22 protein-coding genes and 1 riboswitch are annotated in these 21,052 nt (G+C 70.9%); of the genes, 10 read left to right on the top strand and 12 right to left on the bottom strand.

The genetic code is table 11. The features are described from left to right. Positions 1-46: 46 nt before the first annotated feature. From OG568_RS35780 to OG568_RS35770, 3 genes are all read right to left on the bottom strand, one after another. Positions 47-418 carry an Rv2175c family DNA-binding protein gene (locus OG568_RS35780; RefSeq protein WP_266414816.1) on the bottom strand — a complete coding sequence of 124 codons (372 nt, stop codon included), beginning with the start codon at positions 416-418 and terminating at the stop codon, positions 47-49. Positions 419-512: 94 nt separating this feature from the next. After that, the gene (locus OG568_RS35775; RefSeq protein ID WP_329534537.1) at positions 513-1,739 is read right to left on the bottom strand and encodes an NAD(P)/FAD-dependent oxidoreductase; all 1,227 of its coding nucleotides are present in this window, start codon (positions 1,737-1,739) and stop codon (positions 513-515) included. A gap of 32 nt (positions 1,740-1,771) precedes the next feature. After that, positions 1,772-2,122, bottom strand: coding sequence for a hypothetical protein (locus OG568_RS35770; protein ID WP_266414812.1), 351 nt, complete (start codon positions 2,120-2,122; stop codon positions 1,772-1,774). Positions 2,123-2,174: 52 nt separating this feature from the next. Then, positions 2,175-2,286, top strand: a riboswitch (TPP riboswitch). On the opposite strand from OG568_RS35770, the gene thiO reads away from it, so the two are divergent. The 5 genes from thiO (at position 2,284) to OG568_RS35745 (ending at position 7,643) form a co-directional block, all read left to right on the top strand. Continuing rightward, on the top strand, positions 2,284-3,489 hold the full coding sequence (gene thiO / locus OG568_RS35765; protein ID WP_329534536.1) for a glycine oxidase ThiO: 1,206 nt from the start codon (positions 2,284-2,286) through the stop codon (positions 3,487-3,489). Its footprint overlaps the riboswitch before it by 3 nt. Further along, positions 3,486-3,686, top strand: a complete 201-nt coding sequence (gene thiS, locus OG568_RS35760) for a sulfur carrier protein ThiS (protein WP_329534535.1) — start codon at positions 3,486-3,488, stop codon at positions 3,684-3,686. Before thiO ends, thiS begins: the two co-directional genes overlap by 4 nt. A gap of 3 nt (positions 3,687-3,689) precedes the next feature. Continuing rightward, on the top strand, positions 3,690-4,484 hold the full coding sequence (locus OG568_RS35755) for a thiazole synthase (RefSeq protein ID WP_266414806.1): 795 nt from the start codon (positions 3,690-3,692) through the stop codon (positions 4,482-4,484). Positions 4,485-4,763: 279 nt separating this feature from the next. Next, positions 4,764-6,713 carry a Stk1 family PASTA domain-containing Ser/Thr kinase gene (gene pknB / locus OG568_RS35750; RefSeq protein ID WP_329534534.1) on the top strand — a complete coding sequence of 650 codons (1,950 nt, stop codon included), beginning with the start codon at positions 4,764-4,766 and terminating at the stop codon, positions 6,711-6,713. A 60-nt stretch (positions 6,714-6,773) separates the two neighbouring features. Then, on the top strand, positions 6,774-7,643 hold the full coding sequence (locus OG568_RS35745) for a deoxyribonuclease IV (RefSeq protein WP_266414801.1): 870 nt from the start codon (positions 6,774-6,776) through the stop codon (positions 7,641-7,643). A 10-nt stretch (positions 7,644-7,653) separates the two neighbouring features. Here the strand turns inward: OG568_RS35745 and OG568_RS35740 are convergent, their stop codons facing one another. Next, positions 7,654-8,286: a sulfite oxidase-like oxidoreductase gene (locus tag OG568_RS35740; RefSeq protein WP_266414799.1), complete on the bottom strand. Its 633-nt coding sequence runs from the start codon at positions 8,284-8,286 to the stop codon at positions 7,654-7,656. 154 nt (positions 8,287-8,440) lie between these two features. On the opposite strand from OG568_RS35740, the gene bfr reads away from it, so the two are divergent. Then, the gene (bfr, locus tag OG568_RS35735) at positions 8,441-8,920 is read left to right on the top strand and encodes a bacterioferritin (RefSeq protein ID WP_153291042.1); all 480 of its coding nucleotides are present in this window, start codon (positions 8,441-8,443) and stop codon (positions 8,918-8,920) included. A 41-nt stretch (positions 8,921-8,961) separates the two neighbouring features. Here the strand turns inward: bfr and OG568_RS35730 are convergent, their stop codons facing one another. The 3 genes from OG568_RS35730 to OG568_RS35720 all read right to left on the bottom strand — a co-directional run bounded on the left by OG568_RS35730 (position 8,962) and on the right by OG568_RS35720 (position 12,058). After that, complete coding sequence (locus tag OG568_RS35730) at positions 8,962-9,213, bottom strand: (2Fe-2S)-binding protein (protein ID WP_266582088.1); 252 nt, start codon at positions 9,211-9,213, stop codon at positions 8,962-8,964. 150 nt (positions 9,214-9,363) lie between these two features. Next, positions 9,364-10,716, bottom strand: coding sequence for a class II 3-deoxy-7-phosphoheptulonate synthase (locus OG568_RS35725; RefSeq protein ID WP_266582089.1), 1,353 nt, complete (start codon positions 10,714-10,716; stop codon positions 9,364-9,366). A 136-nt stretch (positions 10,717-10,852) separates the two neighbouring features. Further along, positions 10,853-12,058: a glycoside hydrolase domain-containing protein gene (locus OG568_RS35720; RefSeq protein ID WP_329534533.1), complete on the bottom strand. Its 1,206-nt coding sequence runs from the start codon at positions 12,056-12,058 to the stop codon at positions 10,853-10,855. A 123-nt stretch (positions 12,059-12,181) separates the two neighbouring features. On the opposite strand from OG568_RS35720, the gene OG568_RS61515 reads away from it, so the two are divergent. Together OG568_RS61515 and OG568_RS35715 are read left to right on the top strand one after the other, a co-directional pair. After that, positions 12,182-12,238 carry a trp operon leader peptide gene (locus tag OG568_RS61515; protein ID WP_071528813.1) on the top strand — a complete coding sequence of 19 codons (57 nt, stop codon included), beginning with the start codon at positions 12,182-12,184 and terminating at the stop codon, positions 12,236-12,238. 120 nt (positions 12,239-12,358) lie between these two features. Then, positions 12,359-14,239: an anthranilate synthase family protein gene (locus OG568_RS35715; protein WP_329534532.1), complete on the top strand. Its 1,881-nt coding sequence runs from the start codon at positions 12,359-12,361 to the stop codon at positions 14,237-14,239. A gap of 177 nt (positions 14,240-14,416) precedes the next feature. Here the strand turns inward: OG568_RS35715 and OG568_RS35710 are convergent, their stop codons facing one another. From OG568_RS35710 to OG568_RS35695, 4 genes are all read right to left on the bottom strand, one after another. Beyond that, positions 14,417-15,445 (bottom strand): 6-phosphofructokinase, encoded by a 1,029-nt coding sequence (locus OG568_RS35710; protein WP_095855129.1) that lies wholly within the window; start codon positions 15,443-15,445, stop codon positions 14,417-14,419. Positions 15,446-15,612: 167 nt separating this feature from the next. Further along, positions 15,613-16,260: a response regulator gene (locus OG568_RS35705; RefSeq protein WP_385072655.1), complete on the bottom strand. Its 648-nt coding sequence runs from the start codon at positions 16,258-16,260 to the stop codon at positions 15,613-15,615. A 41-nt stretch (positions 16,261-16,301) separates the two neighbouring features. Beyond that, entirely contained in the window at positions 16,302-17,537 is a 1,236-nt protein-coding gene (gene macS, locus OG568_RS35700; protein WP_266414780.1) for a MacS family sensor histidine kinase, read from the bottom strand. 37 nt (positions 17,538-17,574) lie between these two features. After that, positions 17,575-18,345 carry a lysophospholipid acyltransferase family protein gene (locus tag OG568_RS35695; RefSeq protein WP_266651076.1) on the bottom strand — a complete coding sequence of 257 codons (771 nt, stop codon included), beginning with the start codon at positions 18,343-18,345 and terminating at the stop codon, positions 17,575-17,577. Between the two features lie 236 nt (positions 18,346-18,581). Between OG568_RS35695 and OG568_RS35690 the strand changes: the two genes are divergently transcribed. Both OG568_RS35690 and OG568_RS35685 read left to right on the top strand, forming a co-directional pair. Next, the gene (locus OG568_RS35690) at positions 18,582-19,391 is read left to right on the top strand and encodes an alpha/beta hydrolase (RefSeq protein ID WP_266421861.1); all 810 of its coding nucleotides are present in this window, start codon (positions 18,582-18,584) and stop codon (positions 19,389-19,391) included. Further along, on the top strand, positions 19,384-20,061 hold the full coding sequence (locus OG568_RS35685; RefSeq protein WP_329534531.1) for a hypothetical protein: 678 nt from the start codon (positions 19,384-19,386) through the stop codon (positions 20,059-20,061). The genes OG568_RS35690 and OG568_RS35685 overlap by 8 nt, the downstream gene beginning before the upstream one ends. A 9-nt stretch (positions 20,062-20,070) precedes the next feature. Here OG568_RS35685 and OG568_RS35680 read toward each other — a convergent pair whose 3' ends face one another. Further along, complete coding sequence (locus tag OG568_RS35680) at positions 20,071-20,823, bottom strand: endonuclease/exonuclease/phosphatase family protein (RefSeq protein WP_329534530.1); 753 nt, start codon at positions 20,821-20,823, stop codon at positions 20,071-20,073. Positions 20,824-21,052 lie beyond the last annotated feature (229 nt).

Genomic DNA, 21,052 nt, shown 5'->3' with positions numbered 1-21,052 from the left:
GTGGTCCGGGGCCGGCCGTGGTCCGTACGCCGGACGGTCGGTCGAATCAGACGGCGAGCGCCTGGGCGCGGCGCTTCACCTCCGTGCCGCGATTCTCGCTCAGAGCCTGCGCGGGGGTGCCGGGCAGGCTCGGGTCGGGGGTGAAGAGCCACTCGAGCATCTCTTCGTCGGTGAAGCCGTCGTCCCGCAGGAGCGTCAAGGTGCCGGTCAGGCCCTTGACGACCTTCTGCTCGGCCCCGTCGATGAAGTCGGCGGGGACGTGCAGCGCGCGGTTCTCACCACGGCGTACGGCGATCAGCTGGCCCTCCTTGACCAGCTGCCGGACGCGGGTCACCTCGACGCCGAGCTGTTCGGCGATGTCGGGGAGGGTGAGCCAGGCGGGGACGAGAGCATCGATCTTTGCGTCAATCTCGGTCACGGGACAAGCCTGCCATCCCGGACTGACACTCGGTACCCGAGCGCCCCCCGGACCGCCGTCCGGGCGACGGAAACCGGGCCGTCATGCCGTGGCGTCATGCCGTGGCGTCCTTCAGGGGGCGGGACGAGTCGGACAGGATGTCCGGGTTCATGGGCATGCCCGCCTCGATCAGGCGGCGGCCCTGGGCCAGGTCGCGGGGGCGGCCCACGGCGAGGAGGGCGACGAGGCGGCTCTCGCGAAGCCAGCAGACCGACCAGGCCGCGCCCGACGGGTCGCCCCGCCAGATGGTCGTATCGGCGGGGGCGTGGTGGCCGACGTACTGGACGAAACGGCCGAACTGCTCGGACCAGAAGTACGGGACCGGGTCGTACGCCGCGGGGGCCTCGCCGATGATGTTCGCCGCGACCGTGCGCGGGCCCTGCAGGGCGTTGTCCCAGTGGTGGACGAGGAGGCGCTCCTCGTAGCGGCCGGACGGGAAGGAGGCGCAGTCGCCGACCGCGTAGATGTCCGGCACGGAGGTGCGCAGGTGGTTGTCGGCGACGACCTCCCGGTGGTCGCCGAGCTCGATGCCGGAGCCGGCCAGCCAGGCGGTGGCGGGACGCGCGCCGATACCGACGACCACGGCGTCCGCGGGGACCCGCGAGCCGTCGTCCAGTACCACCGCGCCGGGCTCCACGCGCTCCACGCGCGCGTGGGTGCGCAGCGAGGCGCCGCTGGCCGCGTACCAGGCGGTCATCGGCTCGGCCACCTCCGCGGGCAACGCCCCGGCCAGCGGCCGGTCGGCGGCCTCGACGACCGTCACCACGCACCCGGCGTCACGCGCCGCCGTCGCGAACTCCGCACCGATCCAGCCCGCCCCGACGACCACGATGTCGTGCTGCTGGGCCAGCACGGGGCGCAGCCGCTCGGCGTCGTCCAGGGTCCGCAGCAGATGGACGCCGGGCACTCCCTGCGCGCCGGGCAGCTGGATCGGCTCCGCGCCGGTCGCCAGGACCAGGACGTCGTAGGGCACCGGTCCCGCCTCGGTGTCCAGCTCATGGTCCGCGGGGCGCACACCCAGCGCCTCGCAGCCGAGCCGGAGTTCGATGCCCAGTGCCTCGAAGTCGATGTCGAAGGCGGAGCCCTCGGCCTTGCCGAGCAGCACCGCCTTGGACAGCGGCGGCCGGTCGTACGGCTGGTGCGGCTCGGCGCCGATCAGCGTCACGTCCCCGGTGAACCCCTGTTCGCGCAGGGCGACCGCCGTCTGCACGCCGGCCATGCCCGCGCCCACGATGACGACCCGCCGTGCCGTACGCCCCTGTGCCCGCGTCTGCTCGCTCACCTGATCACCATAGACAACTGACAATCTGTCAGTCAGGGGACGTGCGCAGTGACCTGTTCCACAACGCTCGTCCCGCTCCCGTCCTGGGACTCCCACGCCCAGGTCTCCTCCAGGCGCACCCGTCCGTCGGTCAGCTCCACGACCACGGACACGCAGTGGCCCGACGAGGTGCTGCCGTCGTGCTTCAGCTGCACGTACCGGAAGTCGAGGCGGTCGCCCTCCCGCGTCCCCACGAGGTGACCGCGTACGACGTCCCCGCCCGTGTACTCGGCCCAGATCTCGCCGTCCTTCTCGTGGTACGTGAACCGGGTGCGCGTACCGACCTGCCCGGGGGCCTGGTCGGCGACCGGGGCGAGGACGAGGCCGTCGAGCGAACGGGCCATGGACGGAGGCTCCCTTACTGAGACATACGGCGTGGGGCTAGGGTGGCCAACGTAAAGCACTCGCGGGAGCCCGGACGTACCGGGCTGAGAGGGAGGCTGGCGGCCTCCGACCGTACGAACCTGATCCGGGTCATGCCGGCGAAGGGAGGGGCTGGACGCCCATGTCGCCTACGCGTACACCTGCACGTTCATCGGATGCGCCGTCATCGGACGCACGTGCTTCAGACGTCCTCGTCATCGGCGGCGGGATCATCGGTCTCGTGACCGCCTGGCGGGCCGCGCAGCGCGGGTTCACCGTCACGGTCGTGGACCCCGAGCCGGGCGGCGGGGCCGCACGGGTGGCCGCCGGAATGCTCGCCGCCGTCACCGAGCTGCACTACGGCGAGCAGACCCTGCTGGGCCTGAACCTGGCCTCCGCGCGCCGCTATCCCGACTTCGTGGCGGAACTCACCGAGGCGAGCGGCCAGGACCTCGGCTACCGCCGGTGCGGCACGCTGGCCGTCGCGATGGACGCCGACGACCGCGCTCACCTGCGCGAACTGCATGCCCTGCAACACCGCTCGGGGCTCGAGTCGGAGTGGCTCAGCGGCCGGGAGTGCCGTCGTCTGGAACCAATGCTCGCGCCCGGCGTGCGCGGCGGGCTGCGGGTCGACGGCGACCACCAGATCGACCCGCGCCGGCTCGCGAAGGCCCTGGTCACGGCGTGCGAGCGGGCCGGAGTGGAGTTCCACCGGACGTGGGCGGAGCGCCTGACCGTCGTGGGGGACCGGGCCGCCGGGGTCGTCACGACGGGTGGTGAGCGGCTGGCGGCGGGGCAGGTGGTGCTCGCCGCCGGGAGCCACAGCGGGGAGCTCGCGGGCGTTCCCGACGCCGTACTGCCGCCCGTGCGGCCCGTGAAGGGGCAGGTGCTGCGGCTGACCGTGCCGAAGCGGTACGCGCCGTTCCTGAGCCGGACCGTGCGGGCCGTGGTGCGCGGCAGCCAGGTCTATCTGGTGCCGCGCGAGAACGGTGAGCTCGTCGTGGGCGCCACCAGCGAGGAGCTGGGCTGGGACACGACGGTGACCGCGGGCGGGGTGTACGAGCTGCTGCGCGACGCGCACGAGCTGGTGCCCGGGATCACCGAGCTGCCGCTCACCGAGACCCGCGCCGGCCTGCGGCCCGGGTCGCCCGACAACGCGCCGCTACTCGGCCCGACCGCGCTCGACGGGCTGCTGCTGGCCACCGGGCACTACCGCAACGGCGTCCTGCTCACACCCGTCACGGGGGACGTCATGGCGCACGTCCTGACCACCGGGGAACTCCCGGAAGAGGCCCGCCCCTTCACCCCCGGGCGCTTCAGCACAGCACTCACGGAGCAGACCGTATGAACATCTTCGTCAACGGAGAGCGACGGCTCGTCGCCACCGACACGGCCCTCGACACGCTCGTCGCCACCCTCACCGTCGCGCCCTCCGGCATCGCCGCCGCGCTCAACGAGACCGTCGTCCCACGGGCGCAGTGGTCGTGCACGGCCCTCTCCGAGGGAGACCGCGTCGAAGTCCTCACCGCAGTCCAAGGAGGCTGAACCATGGCCGACGATCCGTTCGTCCTCGGAGGTACGTCCTTCTCGTCCCGGCTGATCATGGGTACGGGGGGTGCGCCCAGCCTCGACGTCCTGGAGCGGTCGCTCGTCGCGTCCGGCACGGAGCTGACGACGGTCGCGATGCGGCGGGTGGATCCCGCGGCGCACGGCTCGGTGCTGTCCGTGCTCGACAAGCTGGGCATCCGGGTGCTGCCGAACACGGCCGGGTGTTTCACGGCGGGCGAGGCCGTCCTGACCGCGCGCCTCGCGCGCGAGGCGCTCGGTACGGAGCTGATCAAGCTGGAGGTCATCGCCGACGAGCGGACCCTGCTGCCGGATCCGATCGAGTTGCTGGACGCCGCCGAGACCCTCGTCGACGACGGGTTCACCGTGCTGCCGTACACCAACGACGATCCTGTGCTCGCACGGAAGCTGGAGGACGTGGGGTGCGCGGCGGTCATGCCGCTCGGGTCGCCCATCGGGTCCGGTCTCGGCATCCGCAACCCGCACAACTTCCAGCTGATCGTGGAGCACGCGCGTGTGCCGGTGATTCTGGACGCGGGGGCCGGTACGGCGTCGGATGCGGCGTTCGCGATGGAGCTCGGGTGCGCGGGGGTCATGCTGGCGTCGGCCGTGACCCGGGCGCAGGAGCCGGTACTGATGGCCGAGGGCATGAGGCACGCGGTGGAAGCCGGGCGGCTCGCCTGGCGTGCGGGGCGGATTCCTCGGCGGCACTTCGCCTCCGCGTCGTCCCCTGCGGAGGGGCTGGCGCGGTTGGATCCTGAGCGTCCTGCTTTCTAGGCATCCGGCGCCGGTGTGTTCTTTCTCCCGCCCGCGCACCGCCCGTTTCCAGTCGGCTGGAAAGTGTGCGTCGCCTGTGGGGGTGGAGCGTCGTTGGCGGCTGCGGGGGGGGCGGAGGGGGCGGCTGCGGGGGCGGGGGCCGCTCGGTTTGCGTCTCTGTGCACCGCGTGTGGAACCCATCGATCACCCGTACGAGATGCGTCACAGGTCGGCTGCAGTCCCGCTCCGGAATCGGCCGGAAGGGTGGGGGTGACAGTGGCGGCTCGTAGACTCGCCTGCGTGGATACGACCCTTCAGGACCCGCTTGTCGGGCAGGTGCTCGACGGCCGCTACCGCGTGGACGCGCGGATCGCGGTCGGCGGGATGGCCACGGTCTACCGGGCCCTGGACACCCGCCTCGACCGCGTGCTCGCGCTCAAGGTGATGCACCCGACGCTGGCCGCCGACGGCTCGTTCGTCGAGCGTTTCATCCGGGAGGCCAAGTCGGTGGCCCGGCTCGCGCACCCCAACGTGGTGCAGGTCTTCGACCAGGGCACGGACGGGTCGTACGTCTATCTGGCCATGGAGTACGTCGCCGGCTGCACCCTGCGCGACGTACTGCGGGAGCGCGGGGCGCTGCAGCCGCGGGCCGCCCTGGACGTCCTGGAACCGGTGCTCGCCGCGCTCGGCGCCGCGCACCGCGCAGGGTTCGTACACCGCGACATGAAGCCGGAGAACGTCCTGATAGGGGACGACGGCCGGGTCAAGGTGGCCGATTTCGGCCTCGTAAGGGCCGTGGACACCGTCACCAACACGACCGGGGCCGTGCTCGGCACCGTGTCGTACCTCGCCCCCGAACAGATCGAGCACGGCACCGCGGACACCCGCGTCGACGTCTACGCCTGTGGGGTCGTCCTCTACGAGATGCTCACCGGCGGCAAGCCGCACTCCGGGGACTCCCCCGCCCAGGTGCTCTACCAGCACCTGCACGCGGACGTGCCGCCGCCCTCGGCCGCCGTGCCCTCGATGCCCTACGCCCTCGACGAGCTGGTCGCCTCGGCGACCGCCCGCAACCCCGAGGTGCGCCCGTACGACGCGGTGGCGCTGCTCGGCCAGGTCCTCCAGGCGCGGGCCGGGCTCACCGCCGAACAGCTCGACGCCGTACCCCCGCAGGCGCTCGCCGTAGGACATGACAACGCGGGCGACCGTACGAGCGTGATCCCGCGCTCGCTGTCCGTGCCGCGCCTGCTGCCGGTGAACGAGGACTACGAGAACGGCGGCGACCCGCTGAACCGGACCAGCCGGTTCGAGCAGACCAGCCCGTTCGAGTCCGAACCGCCCGCTCCCCCGCGGCGCGGCTCACGGCCCCGGCGCGGAACGCTGGCGATCATCGCCGCGGTCGTGCTGGTGCTCGGGCTCGGAGCGGGCGTCTGGTACATCAATTCCGGCCAGTTCACCAAGGTCCCGCTGCTGCTGGCGAAGACCGAGACGCAGGCCAAGGCGCGGATCCAGCAGGCCGGACTCGATGTCGGGCAGGTCAAGCACGCCTACAGCGACACCGTGACGCGCGGCACCGTCATCCGCAGCGACCCGGCGCCGGGCACGCGTATCCGGGACAACGACTCCGTGACGCTGACCATCTCCGACGGCCCGGAGACGGCGAAGGTGCCCGACCTGACGGGCTTCGCGCTGTTCAAGGCGCGGGAGGTCCTGAAGGGGGCCGGACTGGCCGCGGGCATGGTCACCCGGGAGTTCGACCAGGACGTTCCCAAGGGCTTCGTGATCCGTTCGGATCCGGGCGCGGGCACGGAGCGGCACGCCGGTTCGGCCATCGCCCTCGTCGTCAGCAAGGGCAGCCCGGTGGAGGTCGCGGACGTCACGGGCGCGTCCGTCGCGGACGCCACCTCGGAGCTGGAGCAGGCGGGCCTGAAGGTGAAGATCGCCACCCAGCAGGTCAACTCGGAGTTCGACCAGGGCCAGATCGCCCGGCAGTCGCCGAAGGCCGGCAGCCAGGTGGCCGGGGGCGACACCGTCACGCTGACGGTCTCCAAGGGCCCCGAAATGATCTCGGTGCCGGACGTGGTGGGCAACAGCGTGGACGACGCGAAGAAGACGCTGGAGGACGCCGGGTTCCAGGTCGACGAGGACCGCGGGCTGCTCGGGCTCTTCGGTGATCACGTCAAGAGCCAGTCGGTGAAGGGCGGCAAGACCGCGCCCAAGGGGTCGACGATCACCATCGTGATCCGCTGAGGGCCGAGGCGGTGAGGTCCGCCGACGGGCCGTCCGGGAGCGCGTGACACCCTGAAGGGTGTGACCAGCAAGCAGCTCCGCAATCCCGTCGGCGGCCATGTCCCCGTGGCCGGCGGCCTCAACTCCGTCGGCCTGACCTACGCACGTGAGATGGGCGCCGAGACCGTCCAGGTCTTCGTCGCCAACCCGCGCGGCTGGGCGACGCCCGTCGGCAGTCCCCGCCAGGACGAGGAGTTCCGGGCGGCCTGCGCCGCCGAGTCGATCCCCGCGTACGTCCATGCCCCGTATCTGATCAACTTCGGCTCGCACACCGAGGCGACGGTCGAGAAGTCGGTGGAGTCACTGCGGCACTCGCTGCGGCGGGGCCGGGAGATCGGCGCGCTCGGCGTGGTCGTGCACACGGGGAGCGCCACCGGGGGACGGGAGCGGGCCGTCGCCCTCAAGCAGGTACGTGAGCATCTGCTGCCCCTGCTGGACGAGCTGACCCATGACGACGACCCGTATCTGCTCCTGGAGTCGACCGCGGGCCAGGGCGCCTCGCTCTGCTCACGCACCTGGGACTTCGGGCCGTACTTCGAGGCACTGGACGCCCACCCGAAGCTGGGCGTCTGCCTCGACACCTGTCACATCTACGCGGCGGGGCACGACCTGACCGGGCCGAGCGGGATGCACCAGACGCTCGACCTGCTGGTGGACACGGTCGGCGAGGGCCGGCTCAAGCTGATCCACGCCAACGACTCCAAGGACGTGGTCGGCGCCCACAAGGACCGCCACGAGAACATCGGCTCCGGTCACATCGGGGAGGACCCGTTCCGCGCGCTGATGACCCACCCCGCCACCGAGGGCGTCCCGCTGATCATCGAGACGCCGGGTGGGAAGGAAGGGCACGCGGCGGACGTGGAGCGCCTGAAGAAACTCAGGGACGGCTGACACCGAGGGCTCAGAGCTCGGGGCCGTCCCCGGGCTCCTCCTGGTAGGAGTAGCGCTGCTCGCGCCAGGGGTCGCCGATGTTGTGGTAGCCGCGCTCCTCCCAGAAGCCGCGGCGGTCGGCCGTCATGTACTCGACTCCGCGCACCCACTTGGGGCCCTTCCAGGCGTAGAGGTGGGGGACGACGAGGCGGAGCGGGAAGCCGTGCTCCGCGGTGAGGAGTTCGCCGTCCTTGTGGGTGGCGAAGATCGTGCGGTCGGAGGCGAAGTCGTCGAGGCGCAGATTCGAGCTGAAGCCGTACTCCGCCCAGACCATGACATGGGTGACGGTGGGCGCGGGTGGGGCGATCTCGAGGATCGTGCGCGCCGGAACGCCGCCCCATTCGGCCCCGATCATGCTGAACTTCGTGACGCAGTGCAGATCGGCCACGACCGAGGTGTACGGCAGGGCCGTGAACTCCTCGTGGGTCCAGCAGTGCTTCTCACCGTCGGCGGTGGCGCCGAAGACCCTGAACTCCCAGCGCTCGGGACGGAACTTGGGTACGGGACCGTAGTGCGTGACCGGCCAGCCGCGCTGCAGTCGCTGTCCCGGCGGAAGCTCCGACTGTGCCGCTTCTCCCGTTCCACGTTCCACCGGCTGACCCATGACTCCATCCTGACAGACCCGGGACAGTGCACATGACCAGCCCAAGCCGAATCGGGCAACTCGTACTAAGCGTGCACTTACTGGACGGCCAGGGGTGCCGATGCGAGGATGCGGCGCAACCTGCCCAGTCCCCCGCTTGGAAGGAGCCTCTGCGATGCAGGGCGACCCCGAGGTCATCGAATTCCTCAACGAGCAGCTGACCGGCGAGCTGACCGCGATCAACCAGTACTTCCTGCACGCGAAGATGCAGGAGAACTTCGGCTGGACGAAGCTCGCGAAGTACACGCGCCACGAGTCCTTCGACGAGATGAAGCACGCGGAGGTGCTCACCGACCGGATCCTCTTCCTGGAGGGGCTGCCGAACTATCAGCGGCTCTTCCACGTCCGGGTGGGTCAGACGGTCACCGAGATGTTCCAGGCCGACCGGCAGGTGGAGGTCGAGGCGATCGACCGCCTCAAGCGCGGGATCGAGGTGATGCGCAACAAGGGCGACATCACGTCCGCGAACATCTTCGAGTCGATCCTCGAGGACGAGGAGCACCACATCGACTACCTGGACACCCAGCTGGAGCTGGTGGAAAAGCTCGGCGAGGCGCTCTACATCGCCCAGCTGATCGAGCAGCCGGAGAGCTAGGACTGCCGTCCCGCGCCCCGCGGCATGATCCGCCGGACGGGCTAGGCGGCCTCTTCCAGGCCCCGCGCCGAGGACAGCTCGGCCAGCACCGGCTTGCCCTGTTCTGCCAGCTCGCGGCGGGGGCAGGCGCCTCGGCCGAGGATCGCCTGGATGCGGCGGACGCAGGAGCCGCAGTCCGTGCCGGCCTTGCAGGCGGAGGCTATCTGGCGGGGCGTGCAGGCGCCGTTCTCCGCGTGCTGCTTGACCTGCTGCTCAGTGACTCCGAAGCAACTGCATACGTACACGCGGTTCACCTCCCGGCGGGGATCGATGTCTGGCGCCGTCCCGTTAATCGGTGAGGCTAACCTAACCTTACCCATCACCCAGGAACCGCAAAAGTGGGAGGGGGCGCGGATCGTATGTGATCCGCGCCCCACTTCACTCAGGTGTAACAGGCGAACCCATCACTGGTCCCTGTACATCTCCGCGACCAGGAAGGCCAGGTCGAGGGACTGGCTGCGGTTCAGGCGCGGGTCGCAGGCCGTCTCGTAGCGCTGGTGGAGGTCGTCGACGAAGATCTCGTCGCCGCCGCCCACGCACTCGGTGACGTCGTCACCGGTGAGCTCGACGTGGATGCCGCCCGGGTGCGTGCCCAGACCCTTGTGGACCTCGAAGAAGCCCTTGACCTCGTCGAGCACGTCGTCGAAGCGGCGGGTCTTGTGACCGGAGGCCGCCTCGAAGGTGTTGCCGTGCATCGGGTCGGTCACCCAGGCCACCACAGCGCCCGACGCCGTGACCTTCTCGACCAGCTCGGGGAGCTTGTCGCGGACCTTGTCCGCGCCCATCCGCACGATGAACGTCAGCCGGCCGGGCTCGCGGTCCGGGTCCAGGCGGTCGATGTACTTCAGCGCGTCCTCGGCCGTCGTCGTCGGGCCGAGCTTGATGCCGATCGGGTTGCGGATCCTCGAGGCGAACTCGATGTGCGCGCCGTCCAGCTGCCGGGTGCGCTCACCGATCCACACCATGTGGCCCGAGACGTCGTACAGGTGGCCCGTCCGCGAGTCGACCCTGGTCAGCGCCGACTCGTAGTCCAGGAGCAGCGCCTCGTGGGAGGCGTAGAACTCGACGGTCTTGAACTCCTCCGGGTCGGTCCCGCAGGCCCGCATGAAGTTCATCGCGTTGTCGATCTCCCGCGCCAGTTGCTCGTAGCGCTGGCCGGACGGGGAGGACTTCACGAAGTCCTGGTTCCAGGCGTGCACCTGGCGCAGGTCGGCGTAGCCGCCGGTGGTGAAGGCGCGCACCAGGTTGAGCGTGGAGGCGGACGCGTTGTACATCCGCTTCAGGCGCTCGGGGTCCGGGATGCGGGCCTTCTCGTCGAAGTCGAAGCCGTTGACCGAGTCACCGCGGTACGTCGGCAGGGTCACGCCGTCGCGGGTCTCGGTCCCCTTGGAGCGCGGCTTGGAGTACTGGCCGGCGATGCGGCCGACCTTCACGACCGGCACCGAGGCGGCGTACGTGAGCACGGCGCCCATCTGGAGCAGGGTCTTGAGCTTGTTGCGGATGTGGTCGGCCGACACCGCGTCGAAGGCCTCGGCGCAGTCGCCGCCCTGGAGAAGGAACGCCTCTCCCTTGGCGACGGACGCCATCCGGGCGCGCAGCTGGTCGCACTCGCCCGCGAAGACGAGCGGCGGATACGACTCGAGGTCCGCGATCACATCGCGCAGAGCCTCGGCATCGGGGTACTCGGGCTGCTGCGCCGCGGGCAGGTCTCGCCAGGTGTTGCCAGCGCTCGCGCTGGGCTTAGCGTTCACGGTCACCCTGACAACATTACGGGGTCGTGTCGGGCGTCCATCCCAATGCCCATCAATTGAGACGGACCGCGCTCGATCGGGAGGCGCTCCGGGCGGCCGGACGACAGGTCCCTGCGGCCGCCCGGAGCGGGCGGGGAGCGACCTACTCCACGTCGAGTCGGTCCCGGTCGATGGAGATCCGCACGCCGCCGTGCGTCTCGGTGGTGTCGCCCATGTACTGGTGGATGCGCTGGTGGTCGGCCCAGAGGTTCGAGGGGATGGTCGAGTCGGTGGTCGTCGACTTGCCGTTCCAGCGGGCGAAGTGGAGCACGTCGGGCAGGGTGACGCGGCTCTTGTTGGCCACCAGGTCGGTGACCAGGGACGAGGTGTTGCCATAGGCGCCGGAGCGGTAGCCCAGTGTGTGCAGGCGCTTGGTGTACGCGTCGAGGTAGGAGAGCACCCGGTTGGTGACGGTGGAGCCGGGTGTGTAGTTCTCCAGGTCGTTGTAGATCACCGTGCCCTTGGGGAAGCCGAGCGTGGTGGCCTGCTTGACCGCGTCGTCGGCGGCCTCGGTGCCCTGTGGCACGGGGTCGGTGATCGCCGCGCAGCCGCCTGTGCAGCTGCCTCCGTCGGTGGTGGGCTGACGGCCGACGTACAGCGGGAAGAACCGCCAGCCGTTCGCGTACTGCGTCCGCAGCCAGGCGGCGGTGAGTCTGCTCTGGGCGCAGGCGCGGTTGATCCCGCCGATGTAGACGCCGATGGCCCCGTAGTCGGAGTCGTCCCGCCAGGCGTCCATCGCCGTCTGGCCCGGCGCGGTACAGGCGTCGAAGCCCTCGCCGCTGAAGGACGTCGCGTCGGCGGGCAGCGGCGCCGCGGCGGGCGCCCCCGCGGTCGGCTCGGTCCCGGCGGCGGCGACGGACAGACCCGCGCCGCGCAGGATGTCCTGGATCCTCGTACGGTCCTCCGCGTACGCGGCGGTCACCGCGATCCGGTCGGCGGTGACCCGGAAGATGCGGGCCGTGCGGTTCTCGGTGGCGGTGCGGCCTTTGACGGCGGACGGCTGGATCAGGAACGCCTCGGTACGTCCCCTCGCCCCCGCCGGACAATGCTGCTGGTCGCCGGGCGTGCCGACGTACACGGCGTGCCGGTCGAAGCGGACACAGACGTCCGGATGTTTCTCCAGGTCCACGATCGGCCAGGAGGCCGGAACGGTGAACTCGTGGCCGCGGTAGGTGACCTCGGCGGTGTCGTCGGTCCCGGTGGCGCGTGCGGTGCCGAGCGGGCCCGCGGCGAGGACCGCGGCCGCGGCGCACACTGTGAGGGTTCGGACGCCGCCTCGGCGATGCCGGGGTGAACGGGCTGCGTACATGGTTCTCTCCTCGGTCGGGCTTCCTGGCCATGCCATCCATGGCCGGTGACCGAGCGGTAGGAACGCCGCGCGCGGACGGTTCACGCTGTTGCCCGCCCCCTGACGTCGGGTAGGGTGCGGCGCATGTTCGCGCATTCGACCCAGAACTGGTGGTGGACCGCTCATCCGGCGGCCCACTGACTGCGCGTACGCAAGACTTCGCGAAGGCCGCCCGAGGGGCGGCCTTCGGTGTTCGCGGACACGGGCCGTTCCTCTCCGGGATTTCGAGAATCCGAGAATCCGAGAGAAGGACCAGGACCGATGAACCTGCTCGACCTGCTGGACGATCCCCGTCCGTTCGCCCTGCTGCGCCGCCGCACCCCCGGTCACGACCACGACACCGTCGAACTGCTGCTCGGCCCGGTCCGCACCTGCGACCGCCTCGCCGGCCTTCCCGACGAGGGCCTCGCGCTCATCCCCTTCCGCCAGATCCGGGAGCGCGGCTTCGATGTCCGCGACGACGGCACACCGCTGGCGGTGCTGGTTCCCGAGGAGACGCACGTACTGCCGCTGGAGCGGGCGCTGGCGGAGCTGCCGACGCATGAGGTGCGCGTCACCGGCGGGGGCTTCGACGTCGCCGACGAGGAGTACGCGGGGATCGTCGGACGCGTGCTGGAGGAGGAGATCGGGCGCGGCGAGGGCGCGAACTTCGTGATCCGGCGCACGTACGAGGGCGGGATCCCGGGGTTCGGGAGGGCCGACGCCCTGGCGCTGTTCCGGCGGCTGCTGGTCGGTGAGCGGGGCGCGTACTGGACGTTCGTCGTGCACACCGGGGAACGCACATTGGTCGGCGCGAGCCCCGAAGTCCACGTACGGATGTCCGGCGGGACCGTCGTGATGAACCCGATCAGCGGCACGTACCGCTATCCCGCCGAGGGGCCCTGTGCGGACGACCTGCTCGGCTTCCTCGCCGACGGCAAGGAGATCGAGGAGCTCTCGATGGTCGTCGACGAGGAGCTCAAGATGATGTGCACGGTCGGTGACATGGGCGGCGTGGTGATCGGTCCGCGGCTGAAGGAGATGGCCCACCTCGCGCACACCGAGTACGAGTTGCGAGGCCGGTCCTCGCTGGATGTGCGCGAGGTCCTGAAGGAGACGATGTTCGCGGCGACCGTCACGGGGTCGCCGGTGCAGAACGCGTGCCGGGTGATCGAGCGGCACGAGGTCGGCGGGCGCGGCTACTACGCGGGTGCGCTGGCCCTCATCGGCCGGGACGCGGGCGGCGCCCAGACACTGGACTCCCCCATCCTCATCCGGACCGCCGACATCGACGTGGACGGGCGGCTGCGGGTGCCGGTCGGCGCCACCCTCGTCCGGGGATCGGATCCGGCGGGCGAGGTCGCCGAGACGCATGCGAAGGCGGCGGGGGTGCTGGCGGCGCTGGGGGTCGTGGAGGCCAGGGCGCGCGTGGAGGGCGTACGGCCGAGGCTGGCCGACGATCCGCGGGTGCGGGCGGCGCTGGACGGGCGGCGGGCCTCGCTCGCGCCGTTCTGGCTGCGGATGCGGGAGCAGGCGCGCGAGCTGGAGGGGCACGCGCTGGTCGTGGACGCCGAGGACACCTTCACGGCGATGCTCGCGCATGTGCTGCGGTCCTCGGGACTCGAGGTGACCGTGCGGCGGTACGACGAGCCGGGTCTGCGGGAGGCGGTGCGGGCGCACGAAGGGCCGCTGGTCCTGGGCCCCGGCCCGGGTGACCCTTCGGACGTGGACGATCCCAAGATGCGCTTCTTGCGGGAGCTCACCGCCGAGGTGATCAGGGGGCATGAGCACGGGGTGCTCGGCGTCTGTCTCGGGCACGAGCTGATCGCGGCGGAGCTGGGCCTGGAGATGGTGCGCAAGGAGGTCCCGTACCAGGGCGCGCAGACGGAGATCGACCTCTTCGGGCGGGCCGAGACCGTCGGTTTCTACAACAGCTTCGTGGCGCACTGCGACGAGGAGACGGCGGTCGAGCTGTCGGCCCATGGCATCGAGGTCAGCCGTACCGGAAGCGGTGAGGTGCACGCGCTGCGCGGGCCCGGGTTCGCGGGCGTGCAGTTCCACCCGGAGTCGGTGCTGACGCTGAACGGTACCGCCGTCGTACGGGAGCTGATCGGTCAGCTGCGGGGCGTCGGTACGTTGGCCGAGCGGCGGCCCTCCGTGTAGTCGGGGACGGTAGCCGGGGACGTTGCGCGGCGTGGTGTCACCAACCCGCGGCGACCAGGGCGATCGGCAGCGAGAGCGCCGATCCCGGCGGACACGGGGACGCCGGCCGCACGGGTGTCGGGAGGCCCGTGCGGCCGGCGGGATCGCGGGGAGGGGAACGAGCGGGGAGGGGGAACGTCAGCCGAAGAAGACCCCGACCTCCTCGTACAGCTTCGGGTCGACCGTCTTCAGCTTGGCCGTGGCGTCCGCGATCGGGACCCGGACGATGTCCGTGCCGCGCAGGGCGACCATCTTGCCGAAGTCGCCGTCGCGGACGGCCTCGATGGCGTGCAGCCCGAAGCGGGTGGCGAGCCAGCGGTCGAAGGCGCTGGGGGTGCCGCCGCGCTGGATGTGGCCCAGGACCGTGGTGCGGGCCTCCTTGCCGGTGCGCTTCTCGATCTCCTTGGCCAGCCACTCGCCGACCCCGGAGAGGCGTACGTGGCCGAAGGAGTCGAGGGACTCGTCCTTGAGGACCATCTGGCCGTCCTTGGGCATCGCGCCCTCGGCGACGACCACGATCGGCGCGTACGAGGCCTTGAACCGCGAGGTCACATAGGCGCACACCTGGTCGACGTCGAAGCGCTGCTCGGGGATGAGGATGACGTTGGCGCCGCCGGCCAGGCCCGAGTGGATGGCGATCCAGCCCGCGTGACGGCCCATCACCTCGCAGACGAGGACGCGCATGTGCGACTCGGCGGTGGTGTGCAGGCGGTCGATCGCCTCGGTGGCGATGCCGACGGCGGTGTCGAAGCCGAAGGTGTAGTCGGTGGCGGACAGGTCGTTGTCGATGGTCTTCGGCACGCCGACGACGGGCACGCCGTACTCGTCGGTGAGACGCGCGGCGACGCCGAGCGTGTCCTCGCCGCCGATCGCGATGAGCGCCTCGACGTCCTGCTTGGCGAGGTTCTCCTTGATGCGGCGGATGCCGTTCTCCTGCTTGAGCGGGTTCGTCCGCGAGGAGCCGAGGATGGTGCCGCCGCGCGGCAGGATGCCGCGCACGGCGGGGATGTCCAGCCGGACGGTGTCGTTCTCGAGCGGTCCCCGCCAGCCGTCCCGGAAGCCGACGAAGTCGTATCCGTACTCCTGCACGCCCTTGCGGACGATGCCCCGGATGACGGCGTTGAGTCCGGGGCAGTCGCCGCCTCCGGTCAGTACTCCGACCCGCATGGAAAAGTCCCTTCGCCGCGGTTGCCTGATGGGACTCACGCTAATAGTGACCCAGGTCACTTCGGCATGGGGCGGAAGGTCAATTCCGGTGAATTGTGCGGGTGTTGATCACACGCCTTCACTCGATGGTGGGTCAACCAGGGTTTACGCCGGCCACTCGTCGGGGTCTACGCCTCGTCGAGACCGCGCTCTATGGCATAGCGCACCAGCTCCACCCGGTTGTGGAGTTGAAGCTTGCCCAGGGTGTTCTGCACATGGTTCTGGACCGTGCGGTGGGAGATGACCAGACGCTCGGCGATCTGCTTGTAGCTCAGGCCCTTGGCGACCAGGCGCAGCACCTCGGTCTCGCGGTCGGTGAGCTGCGGGGCCTTGGGCTCGTCGGCGCCCGCCGCGGGGGCGGGCTCGGAGGCCAGCCGGCGGTACTCGCCGAGGACCAGGCCCGCGAGGCCCGGCGTGAACACCGGGTCGCCGACCGCGGTGCGGCGCACGGCGTCGATCAGCTCCTCCGTGGACGCCGACTTCAGCAGATAGCCGGTGGCACCGGACTTCACCGCCTCCAGCACGTCCGCGTGCTCACCGCTGGCCGACAGCACGAGGACGCGCAGCGCCGGGTTGGCGCCGACCAGCTCCTTGCAGACCTGGACGCCGGGCTTGGCGGGCAGGTTCAGGTCGAGCACCAGGACGTCGGGCGCGGCGGCCTGGGCGCGGCGCACCGCCTGCTCCCCGTCGCCCGCGGTGGCGACCACGGCGAAGCCGGACGCGTCCAGGTCGCGGGCGACCGCGTCGCGCCACATGGGGTGGTCGTCCACCACCATGACCTTGATCGGATCCTGCCCCACCACGTCCGTGACCTCCGTCATCGCTGCTCCGCCTTCCCCCGTGAAACCCTGGAAACCTTCGGTACCTTCAGCTCGACCTCCGTGCCCTGGCCCGGCACCGAGATCAGTTCGGCCGCGCCGCCGAGGTCGCGCAGCCGGCCCCGGATCGACAGGGCCACACCGAGCCGCCCCTCCCCCTCGGCCTGGGCGAGCCGCCCCTCCGGGATGCCCGGGCCCTCGTCGCGTACGGTCACGATCACCTCGTCCGGCTCGTCCTCGACGAGGATCCAGGCCCGGGCGTCCTCGCCGACGTGCCTGCGGACATTGTCCAGGGCGGCACCGACGGCGGCGGCCAACTCCCGGGCAGCGGCCGGGGGGAGCGGAACCGGGGCGCCGGGCTCGGAGAACGTCACGCGCGCGGTGGCGTACGGGGCGAGCAGTGCGCGCAGGTCGACAGGGCCCCGGGAGTCCTGGTCGTCGTCCGGTTCCTCGACGGCCCGTACGACCGCGCCGAGCGCGGCGTCCTCGGACACCCGGGAGACGGGCACCAGGCCGCCCGAGACCAGCGTGCGCAGCGCGACCTCCTGTTCGCCGGCCATCCGGCCCAGCTCCGCGGCCTCGCCGCCGAGCGCGGAGGCCCGTCGCTGCACCATGGCGAGGACCTGCAGGACACCGTCGTGGATGTCACGGGCGAGGCGCTCGCGCTCACGGGTCGCGGCCTCGATCTCCAGGGCGCGGGCGAGGGTGAGTTCGGAGGCGCGGGCGACCTGGACGACGTAGCCGATGGCGATGGAGGCGACCCAGACGAGGATCACGTTGTGGATCGTGTCGCGGGTGGGGGCGCCGCGCTCGACGAGATTGGCGACCGCCACGAGCGTAGAGGCGAAGGCCGCCCAGCGCCAGCCGCCCTTGACGGCGAAGGCGAGGACGGAGCCCGCGGTCCATATCGACGGGAGCGTGGGGCCGCCGCTCACCACGCGGTGGTGGGCGTCCGCGACGGGCGTGAGCATGATGCCGGTGAGCGCGATGGTCAGGTCGACGGCGAGGAAGCGCTTGGTGCAGCTCGCCGCGTTCGCGACCCTGGGCAGGGTGGCGAGCGTCCACACGAACAGGACGGCGAAGTACCCGACGGCCACCCAGGGGTGGGCGAACTTGCGGAACGCGGTGGCGAAGAGCCCGATCGCGTACAGCATCGTCAGCACGCGGTAGCCGCTGAGCGCACGCCACAGCGGCTGCTCGACCGACATCCTCATGACTCTCTCGCGCTTGGCCATGTCCCCCACCCCACCAAGCCCCCCCCGACATAAGCGTCTAGGAGCCGGCCCGTCCTTCTTCGGTTTCGGCTTCGGCCGCCTTCGCGGCCTCCTTGTGCGCCTGTTCGGCTTCCTTGAGCGCCTGCTTCTCGGCCTTCGCCGCGTCCGCGATCTGCCGCTTGGCGGCCGTCGCGTAGATGTCGACGTACTCCTGGCCGGAGAGCTTCATGATCTCGTACATGACCTCGTCGGTCACCGCGCGCAGCACGAAGCGGTCGTGCTCCATGCCGTTGTAGCGGCTGAAGTCGAGCGGCTCGCCGATGCGGATGCCCGGGCGCATCAGCTTGGGCATCACCTTGCCCGGCGGCTGGATCTTCTCAGTGTCGATCATGGCGACCGGGATCACCGGGGCGCCGGTGGCGAGCGCCACGCGCGCGAGGCCGCCCGGCTTGCCGCGGTACAGCCGACCGTCGGGCGAGCGCGTGCCCTCCGGGTAGATGCCGAAGAGCTCACCGCGCTCGATGACGTCTATGCCGCTCTTGATGGCCGCCTCGCCCGCGCCGCGCGCGCCGGAGCGGTCCACCGGGAGCTGGCCGACGCCCTTGAAGAAGGCGGCTGTCATCCGGCCCTTGACGCCGGGCGTCGTGAAGTACTCGGCCTTCGCGATGAAGGTCACCTTGCGGTCGAGGACCGCGGGCAGGAAGAACGAGTCCGAGAAGGACAGGTGATTGCTTGCCAGGATGGCGGGGCCCTCGGCGGGAATGTTCTCGAGGCCTTCCACCCAGGGCCTGAAGGCAAGCTTCAGCGGCCCTCCGATGGAAAACTTCATGGCGCCGTAGATCAACCGAATGCCTCCTGTGTAGTCGATGAGACCTTATCCCGGAGCACGGTCAAAGGCCCCGACGACCCTGGTCGGTGTCAGTGCGGTCGCGTACGGTGAAGTACGCCTCGAACCCTCGGGGTCGAGAGCGAGATGCGTTCCGTGTCCGTTCCGTATCCGTTCCGTCCGTCCGTCTTGTTCCGTTCCGCTCGCATTCCGTCCGTCTGATGAACAGGAGACCGAAGGTGCCGGTCCTTCCTGGAGCCGAGCCGTTCCGCCACGAGGGCGGAGAGGTCGGTGTCCTTCTCTGCCACGGCTTCACCGGTTCCCCGCAGTCACTGCGCCCCTGGGCGGAGTATCTCGCCGAGCGCGGTCTGACCGTCGCGCTGCCCCTGCTGCCCGGGCACGGCACGCGCTGGGAGGACATGCAGCTCACGGGCTGGCAGGACTGGTACGCGGAGGTGGACCGTGAGCTGCGCGCCCTGCGGGAGCGCTGCACCCAGGTGTTCGTCTTCGGCCTGTCCATGGGCGCGGCTCTGACTCTCCGGCTCGCCGCGAAGCACGGGGACGAGGTGAGCGGCATCGTCGTCGTCAACCCGGCGAACAAGGTGCACGGGGCAGCGGCGCAGGCCCTCCCGGTGCTCCGTCACCTCGTCCGGACGGTGAGCGGCATCACGAGCGACATCGCCAAGGAGGGCGTCGCGGAAGTGGGCTACGACCGGGTGCCCCTGCACGCCGCCCACTCCATGCGGAACTTCTACCGGATGGTCGACGGTGAACTGCCCCAGGTCACCCAGCCGATGCTGCTGCTGCGCAGCCCCCAGGACCATGTGGTGCCGCCCGTCGACTCGGCCCGCGTCCTGAGCCGGGTGTCGTCCACCGACGTGACGGAGATCCTGCTGGAACACAGTTACCACGTGGCGACGTTGGACCATGATGCGGACCGGATCTTCGAGGAGAGCTACGCGTTCATCGCCCGGCTCGCGCCCGGTGTCGGCAAGCCGTCCGGTACGGGTCAGGTGGGTCAGCAGGAAGGGACGGCCACTGGTGGCTGAGCACGACGCGGAGCGCGGCGAGCCCGACGAGAAGGGCGTACCCGTCGGCGAGCCTCTCGGTGACGAGCAGAGTGTGCCGTTCGACGAGGACGCCGCGTGGCAGGCGATCGTCGCGGGGTACGGCGAGGAACCGCCGGACCCGCCCGGCGCGAAACCGTTCAAGTCGATCGAGGACCTTGCGCTCCTCGACCCGGTGACGAACGACGCCCCGGGCGGCGGTGACGCACCCGAGAAGCCCGAGAAGGGCAAGAAGAACGAGACCGGCGGGACGGACGAGAAGGACGCGAAGAGCGACGAGGCCGGGGAGCCGCCCACCGCGGCGAAACCCCTCGGCAGCTCCGTCGCGTTCGCGCCCGGCGTCGGCGGCCCGCGTGACTACCAGGCGCCCGAGCCCTCCGAGGATGACTTCGACGCGGACGACGAGGGCCACTTCGTTCCCCCGGAGCCACCCCCGCTGCCCACCGCCGACACCACGGCCAAGTTCGCCTGGCTCGCCGTCGTCGGCGGCCCGATCCTGCTCCTTCTGACCATCCTCCTCGGCTGGGACATGACGTGGTGGATCGCCACGGTCGGCATAGGAGGTTTCCTCGGCGGCTTCGCCACCCTCGTGGCACGCATGAAGCCCGACGACGAGGACGAGGACGATCCCGGACGGGGCGCGGTGGTCTGATCCGGCCCGCTACACGGCGGGCACTCTGAGGGCGGCCAGCACGGGCAGATGGTCCGTGGCCGCCCTCAGGTCTGTCTCCGTGACCCCCGGGTGACCGTACGGGACCCCGCAGCCGAGGACTTCGATGCCGCTGGTGGCGAAGATCGCGTCGATGCGCTGATGGGGGTCGGTGGGCGTCGACGTGTGCTCCGTGCCCCAGGGGGCGGTGGCCCAGCAGTCCTGGAGCTCGGCGGCGAGGCGGGTGAAGGTGGGGCCGTCGGGGCGTTCGTTCAGGTCGCCGCCGACGAGGGCGTGCGGGGTGCCGAGGGTCGCGAGGCGGTCGAGGAGCAGCCCGCCCTGCGTGTACCGCTCGTCCTTCTGGAGCGAGAGATGGCAGCTCACCACGCCGAGCCGGGCGGCGCCGAAGCGGACGACGGCGGTGGCGAGGCCACGGCGATGCAGGCCGGGGGTGAGGGGCAGCAGGACGTCCTCGGTGCGTTCGACGGTGGCCCGCATCGAGCACAGGAGCGCGGGGCCCGCGGCGGTCGCGCCGCCGGACAGGATCGTCTGGCCGGACGCGGCCGCGAGCCGGGCCAGCTTCTTGCGCCAGCGGAAGAAGCGGGGGGCTTCCTGGACGAGGACCAGGTCGGGGGCGCAGGCCTGGATGACGCGGGCGAGGGCGCGGGTGTCGTCGCGCATCGAGCGGATGTTGTAGCTGAGCACACGGATGACGGCGGAGCCGTCGGATTCGGTGTGGGAGCGGGGCAGCGGGGTCGTCGCCATGTGGATCAACATACGTGGATGCGCTGCTGGGGGGAGCCGGAACGCTGCGGGTGCTTTGTCGGCTGCGGGCCGGTGGGGGCTGGTGGGGGCTGGTCGCGCCCACGCGGCGGAGCCGCAAGATGTCACAGCCCCGCGCCCCTGAGGGGCGCCATTCGCGCCCCCCGCCGAAAGGGGCGCGGTACGACCTCGCCCGCCGTACCCCTGAAGGGCGCGGCGGGCGAGGTGTGTG

The organism is Streptomyces sp. NBC_01450 (genome assembly GCF_036227505.1).
GTDB lineage: Bacteria > Actinomycetota > Actinomycetes > Streptomycetales > Streptomycetaceae > Streptomyces.
Note: the sequence above shows the minus strand (reverse complement) of the source record. Positions and strands in the feature narration are given on the sequence as shown.